Origin of the sequence: Pseudoalteromonas sp. CF6-2, from assembly GCF_021729425.1 — a bacterium.
In the GTDB taxonomy this organism is placed as follows: domain Bacteria; phylum Pseudomonadota; class Gammaproteobacteria; order Enterobacterales; family Alteromonadaceae; genus Pseudoalteromonas; species Pseudoalteromonas arabiensis.
The window spans coordinates 3,283,915-3,290,000 of the sequence record NZ_CP091442.1 but is presented as its reverse complement, the minus strand read 5'-3'; the positions used below and the strand labels follow the sequence as shown (position 1 = coordinate 3,290,000).

The 6,086-nt window shown below is 46.3% G+C and carries 2 protein-coding genes and 2 rRNA genes (1 of these 4 running past the window's edge); 2 read left to right on the top strand and 2 right to left on the bottom strand.

What is annotated here, in order from left to right; genetic code table 11:
• Positions 1-2,165: ribosomal RNA gene (locus L3Q70_RS15235) — 23S ribosomal RNA — on the top strand; it begins 720 nt to the left of the window's first position.
• A 127-nt stretch (positions 2,166-2,292) separates the two neighbouring features.
• Positions 2,293-2,407 (top strand): 5S ribosomal RNA (gene rrf / locus L3Q70_RS15230).
• 1,026 nt (positions 2,408-3,433) lie between these two features.
• Here rrf and L3Q70_RS15225 read toward each other — a convergent pair.
• Together L3Q70_RS15225 and hslO are read right to left on the bottom strand one after the other, a co-directional pair.
• On the bottom strand, positions 3,434-4,972 hold the full coding sequence (locus L3Q70_RS15225; RefSeq protein ID WP_193987926.1) for a phosphoenolpyruvate carboxykinase: 1,539 nt from the start codon (positions 4,970-4,972) through the stop codon (positions 3,434-3,436).
• 264 nt (positions 4,973-5,236) lie between these two features.
• Positions 5,237-6,082: an Hsp33 family molecular chaperone HslO gene (gene hslO / locus L3Q70_RS15220; RefSeq protein WP_062567034.1), complete on the bottom strand. Its 846-nt coding sequence runs from the start codon at positions 6,080-6,082 to the stop codon at positions 5,237-5,239.
• Positions 6,083-6,086 lie beyond the last annotated feature (4 nt).

Below are 6,086 nucleotides of genomic sequence, written 5' to 3'. Positions count from 1 at the left end.
ACCCACTAACGTTGAAAAGTTAGGGGATGACCTGTGGCTAGGAGTGAAAGGCTAATCAAACCGGGAGATAGCTGGTTCTCCCCGAAATCTATTTAGGTAGAGCCTCGGACGAATACTTACGGGGGTAGAGCACTGTTAAGGCTAGGGGGTCATCCCGACTTACCAACCCTTTGCAAACTCCGAATACCGTAAAGTACTATCCGGGAGACACACGGCGGGTGCTAACGTCCGTCGTGAAGAGGGAAACAACCCAGACCGCCAGCTAAGGTCCCAAAGTCATAGTTAAGTGGGAAACGATGTGGAAAGGCCCAGACAGCCAGGAGGTTGGCTTAGAAGCAGCCATCCTTTAAAGAAAGCGTAATAGCTCACTGGTCGAGTCGGTCTGCGCGGAAGATGTAACGGGGCTAAACTATGCACCGAAGCTGCGGATTCAAACTTTGTTTGAGTGGTAGGGGAGCGTTCTGTAAGCCGTTGAAGGTGTACCGGGAGGTATGCTGGAGGTATCAGAAGTGCGAATGCTGACATGAGTAACGATAATGCGGGTGAAAAACCCGCACGCCGGAAGACCAAGGGTTCCTATCCCATGTTAATCAGGGTAGGGTAAGTCGACCCCTAAGGCGAGGCCGAAAGGCGTAGTCGATGGGAAACGGGTTAATATTCCCGTACTTGGTATAATTGCGATGGGGGGACGGAGCAGGCTAAACAAGCATGGCGTTGGTTGTCCATGTGAAAGTGAGTAGGTTGAGAGTTTAGGAAAATCCGGACTCTTAAGACTGAGACACGAGACGAGCACCCAAGGGTGTGAAGTTGTTGATGCCATACTTCCAGGAAAAGCCTCTAAGCTTCAGATTATACCGAATCGTACCCCAAACCGACACAGGTGGTCAGGTAGAGAATACTAAGGCGCTTGAGAGAACTCGGGTGAAGGAACTAGGCAAAATCGTACCGTAACTTCGGGAGAAGGTACGCTCCTATCTGTGATGAGACTTGCTCTCTAAGCGGACGGGAGCCGCAGTGACCAGGTGGCTGGGACTGTTTATTAAAAACACAGCACTGTGCAAAATCGCAAGATGACGTATACGGTGTGACACCTGCCCGGTGCCGGAAGGTTAATTGATGGGGTTAGTTTTCGGACGAAGCTCTTGATCGAAGCCCCGGTAAACGGCGGCCGTAACTATAACGGTCCTAAGGTAGCGAAATTCCTTGTCGGGTAAGTTCCGACCTGCACGAATGGTGTAACCATGGCCACGCTGTCTCCACCCGAGACTCAGTGAAATTGAAATCGCAGTGAAGATGCTGTGTACCCGCGGCTAGACGGAAAGACCCCGTGAACCTTTACTACAGCTTGGCACTGAACATTGAACCTACATGTGTAGGATAGGTGGGAGGCTTTGAAGCAGAGACGCTAGTCTTTGTGGAGCCGTCCTTGAAATACCACCCTTGTAGTTTTGATGTTCTAACGTTGGTCCCTGATCGGGATTACGGACAGTGCCTGGTGGGTAGTTTGACTGGGGCGGTCTCCTCCCAAAGAGTAACGGAGGAGCACGAAGGTTGGCTAAGTACGGTCGGACATCGTACGGTTAGTGTAATGGTAGAAGCCAGCTTAACTGCGAGACAGACACGTCGAGCAGGTACGAAAGTAGGTCATAGTGATCCGGTGGTTCTGAATGGAAGGGCCATCGCTCAACGGATAAAAGGTACTCCGGGGATAACAGGCTGATACCGCCCAAGAGTTCATATCGACGGCGGTGTTTGGCACCTCGATGTCGGCTCATCACATCCTGGGGCTGAAGTCGGTCCCAAGGGTATGGCTGTTCGCCATTTAAAGTGGTACGCGAGCTGGGTTTAGAACGTCGTGAGACAGTTCGGTCCCTATCTGCCGTGGGCGTTTGAGAATTGAGAGGGGTTGCTCCTAGTACGAGAGGACCGGAGTGAACGAACCGCTGGTGTTCGGGTTGTCATGCCAATGGCACTGCCCGGTAGCTACGTTCGGAACTGATAAGCGCTGAAAGCATCTAAGCGCGAAGCAGGCCTCGAGATGAGTTCTCACTAGACTTTTAAAGTCTCTGAAGGGCCGTTGAAGACTACAACGTTGATAGGCAGGGTGTGGAAGTGGTGTGAGCCATTAAGCTAACCTGTACTAATTACCCGTGAGGCTTAACCATACAACGCCAAACGCGTTTTGTGGCAGCGTAACAACGCAAAGCAGAAGTTAAGATACTAAAGTAGATTTACGATTATCAGATTTCCGAATTTTAGTTAATTGCGAGTGCGATTAACGACCAGAATATGCTTGGTGACAATAGCGTTTTGGACCCACCTGACCCCATGCCGAACTCAGTAGTGAAACGAAACAGCGCCGATGATAGTGTGGCATTTGCCATGTGAAAGTAGGACATCGCCAGGCTCCTAATTAGAGAAACCCGATTCGAAAGAGTCGGGTTTTTTGTTGCCTGTAGAAAAATAAAACACCCAACCAAGACCCTACTACTTCTATCCTTGTAGGCATAGTGTGGCATTTGCCATGTGAAAGTAGGACATCCTACTGCGTAGCGCACCATGGCTCCTAATTAGAGAAACCCGATTCGAAAGAGTCGGGTTTTTTGTTGCCTGTAGAAAAATAAAACACCCAACCAAGACCCTACTACTTCTATCCTTGTAGGCATAGTGTGGCATTTGCCATGTGAAAGTAGGACATCCTACTGCGTAGCGCACCATGGCTCCTAATTAGAGAAACCCGATTCGAAAGAGTCGGGTTTTTTGTTGCCTGTAGAAAATAAAACACCCAACCAAGACCCTACTACTTCTATCCTTGTAGGCATAGTGTGGCATTCGCCATGTGAAAGTAGGACATCCTACTGCGTAGCGCGCCATGGCTCCTAATTAGAGAAACCCGTTGCAGTAATGCAACGGGTTTTTTCGTATGTGGTCGCGATTTTACATCGCGCGCTACCCGCGAATAAACACCCCATGACGCGGAATAAACCCGCAGCTACGCGATAATCTCGCCCCAACACGTTTGTCGTCGCGATTTTACATCGCGCTCTATCCGCGAACAGACACCCCATGACGCGGAATAAATCCGCAGCTACGCGACAAGGTTACCCCAACACGTGTGTCGTCGCGATTTTATATCGCGCTCTATCTGCGAATAGACAGCTAATGACGCGGAATAAACCCGCTGCTACGCAACAAGGCCGCCGCAACACGTGTGTAGTCGCGATTTTACATCGCGTGATAGAGACTCGCAGGTATAGATCTTATTGGGGACGGGATGAGCCTACTGGCTGTTCGGTAGTAGAATACAGAGGTTATCTGTAAAGTGGTTGGCTAATACTAAAGTAAAATCTCTGCTGTATGCCCACATTATTACTGTAAAAACAAAAACGCCAGCATATAGCTGGCGTTTTTATTCAGGAAGTAAGTTTTTTTACTAAGCTTTAGGTCCTGCAGATTTGATTGCTTCAGAAACGTCGTATTTGGCGAAATTTTCTGTGAAGTCAGATGCTAGCTTGTTTGCGTATTCTGCGTACTTCTCTTTATCTTCCCATGTGTTGATTGGGTTAAGAAGTTGGCTATCTACGCCAGGAACTGCAACTGGTACATCTAGGTTAAGTACGTCGATGTGTTGAGTTTCAACATCAGCTAGTTTACCTGATACGATTGCATCAACTACAGCTCGTGTAGTCGGAATATCGAAACGCTTACCTGTGCCGTAAGGGCCACCAGTCCAACCTGTGTTAACTAGGTATACTTTAGCGCCGAATTCACGTACACGCTTCATTAGAAGCTCTGCGTACACGCCTGCAGGGCGTGGGAAGAATGGCGCACCGAAACAGGTTGAGAAAGTTGATTCAATATCGCTTGTTGAGCCGATTTCAGTTGAGCCTACTTTTGCAGTGTAACCGCTTAGGAAGTGGTAAGCTGCCGCTTCTTCAGTAAGTACTGAAACTGGTGGTAATACACCACTTACGTCACATGTTAAAAATACAACTGCCTTAGGCTCACCTGCGCGGTTTTCTACTTTACGTTTTTCAACGTGCTCTAGAGGGTAAGCTGCGCGGCTATTTTGTGTAAGGCTTGTATCATGGAAGTCTGGTACACGGTTATCGTCAAGTACAACGTTTTCTAAGATTGTACCGAAGCGAATTGCATTCCAAATAACTGGTTCATTCTTTTGTGATAGGTCGATGCATTTAGCGTAACAACCACCTTCGATATTAAATACGCTACCAGGTGCCCAGCCGTGCTCGTCATCACCGATTAGGAAACGAGTAGGATCAGCTGATAATGTTGTTTTACCTGTACCAGAAAGACCGAAGAATAGCGCAGTGTCGCCAGCTTCACCTACGTTTGCAGAGCAGTGCATTGGTAATACACCTTTCGCAGGCAGTAGGAAGTTCTGTACAGAGAACATTGATTTTTTCATTTCACCGGCGTAACGCATACCTGCCAGTAGCACTTTACGTTGTGCAAAGTTGATAATTACTGTGCCATCGCTATTTGTGCCATCACGTTCTGGGTCACAAACAAAAGAAGGGACATTCATTACCTGCCACTGAGGTAAATCAGATGCATTATAAGTATCAGGTTCGATAAACATGTTTTTGGCAAAGATGTGATGCCATGCAGTTTCTGTTGTTACAACAACAGGTAAATAGTGCTCAGGATCTGCGCCAACTTCTAGGTGAGAGATGAAGTGGTCATTGCTTTGCACATGCGCTTCTACGCGAGCCCATAAGGCGTCGAATTTGTCAGCATCGAAAGGGCGGTTTACGTTACCCCATTGGATTTCGTTTTCAGTACTTGGTTCTTGAACAATAAAACGGTCTTTTGGTGAACGGCCAGTGCGACGGCCAGTATTTGCAACAAAAGCACCATTAGCGGCTAAAGTCCCTTCGCCACGACGGATTGCGTGTTCGACAAGTTCAGCTGCAGTTAGATCGACAAAACGAGTAGCGTTTGCAGTCATGTTTATACCTAAATTGTGTGAGATTGAACGGGATAGCTCTGGGGTTCTTATTTCCCTTAAGCTGAAATAATAGTAACAGAAGGATTAGGGATATTCGAGAGTGTGAAGGGCTTAAAAACACATATATTTGGCAAAAAACATGAATAATTTCAATGATACCGGTGTCATGAAAGAGCGGTTTTTTATGATACCGGTGTCATGAAATTGATCAAAAAAGCCGTAATAAATACGGCTTTTAATATAATATTATTATTAAGTGCAACTTTAATTAAAAATAGCTTTAATATCCTGCTCGTTAAAGATGTAATCTTTCAAGCAATAATGGCAGCTAATTTTTACTTCACCATTTGCTTTTACGTCTTCAAGTAAAGCATCTTGACCGAGGTTCACTAACGCTGTAATTGTTTTTTCACGGCTGCACCCACAACGAAAAGTAATTTTTTGTGGTTCAAACAACTGTGGGTTATCTTCATGATATAGGCGAGTAAGCACTGTATTTGCATCTAGGTGAAGTAATTCTTCATCCTTAATTGTGTTGCTGAGTGCTTCTAAATGCGTGAAGTCTTCTACAGATTTCTCTTTATTAACCGGTAGTACTTGCAAGAAAAGGCCCGCCGCTTTGGCAGAGTCAGCTGTAACGTCTGTTGCAAACCATAAGCGTGTTTTCAATTGCTCAGATTGTTCAAAGTAACTTTCTAGGCATTTATCTAGGCTATCGTGCTCTAAAGGCACAATGCCTTGGTAACGCTCACCCTTTGTTGGGGTAATCGTAATGACCATATAACCATTTCCGATTAAATCTTTAATGGTGTTCCCTTGCACTTCACCCTGTAAACGCGCAACACCACGCATATTTTGCTTGTCATCACCATTGATAACAGCATATTTTACTGGGCCATCCCCTTGTAATTGAACAGCAATTTCACCTTCAAATTTAAGTGTTGCTGTGAGTAAACAAGTTGCTACAAGTAACTCTCCAAGTAGAGCTTGCACAGGGGCAGGATAATTGTGGTTAGCGATCATCTCTTGATAGGTTTGGTCTATTTGTACGAGTTCACCACGTACATCGAGTTGATCAAATATATAACGATGAAGTAAATCTTGTTGCATGGAG